1 protein-coding gene and 1 pseudogene are annotated in these 1,125 nt (G+C 41.6%); both read right to left on the bottom strand.

The genetic code is table 11. From position 1 onward, the window contains the following. The coding region (locus CGS49_RS13640; RefSeq protein ID WP_097802300.1) for a glycerate kinase at window positions 1-848 on the bottom strand (848 nt) is incomplete at its 3' end. Between the two features lie 12 nt (window positions 849-860). Beyond that, window positions 861-1,125: pseudogene (locus tag CGS49_RS13635) on the bottom strand (hypothetical protein); the annotation flags it as partial.

The raw sequence follows: 1,125 nt of genomic DNA, 5'->3' as shown, positions 1-1,125 counted from the left end.
ACAATAACCAAATCAGCTGTTTTTACACGCTGGTCAAAATCGACACAATCCAGTACAAAATCAATCCCCGACTTAATTTCTGCTCCTGCAAAGGCTACCATTCCTGCTGCCATTCCCCCTCCAGCACCTGAACCAGCTAGTTTTGGAACCTCAGGAGCAAATCCTTGGTAGAATTGAGCCATGTTTTGGTCAACCTTTTTAACTTGTGAAGGTGACAAGCCCTTTTGACCACCAAAAATATAGGTTGCCCCATTTAAACCACACAAAGGATTATCCACATCGGTGATAAGACGAATAGTTACATTAGATAGATCAAGTTTATTTTTAGAAGACACCTTTTTAACGTGACCAAGATTGGCACCTATTGGCTCAAGCTCCCGCCCCTCAGAATCATAAAAACGATAACCTAATCCATAAGCCATACCAATTCCGCCATCATTAGTGGCTGATCCACCTACACCTATAATAAAATCACTAATACCAGATTTAACCAAGTGAACAATCAGTTCACCGACTCCCTGGGTTGTTATACAAAGGGGGTTGCGTTTATCCTTAGGCACCTGCTCCAAGCCACAAACCGCAGCCATTTCAAAAATGGCAGTCTGCCCATTACTAGCATAGGGGACAGATCCATCACCTGTATAAGCATGTGGAATCTTAACAGTTTTCTTCTCAAGATTTAGATTTTCAGCAAGAGCATCTAAGGTACCTTCGCCACCATCGCCTATTGGCATGAGGTCAAAATCAGCGTCTGGTAAGGCCTTTTCAAGGCCCGATTTAAGAGCTAGGGCAACCTCTTTTGCAGACAAACTTTCCTTAAACGAATCAGGTGCAATCAGAATTCGCATCATTCACTCCTTTTATTTTCCTTTCAAGTAAGGGGACAGGGCCTGAACCAAGTCATCTGTCATATGTTGTGGACCTAGGACAGTTTTAATACCAAAGCACTTTAGCCTTTCACTATCAAAATCACTATCATTAAAGCTGTATAAAGGTTTAATTCGCATCAATTCCTTAATACTCTCTTCATCACGATAACCTTGATTAGCTATATTAGCTTCTAAAACCTGACAGAAATAACGGATGGCCTTGGTAGGTGCCGTAATATAGATTGCAATGAAGTCC

The sequence above is a fragment of the Faecalibacterium langellae genome (genome assembly GCF_002549775.1).
Lineage (GTDB): Bacteria > Bacillota > Clostridia > Oscillospirales > Ruminococcaceae > Faecalibacterium > Faecalibacterium langellae.
This window is presented reverse-complemented; position numbering and strand designations above follow the sequence as displayed.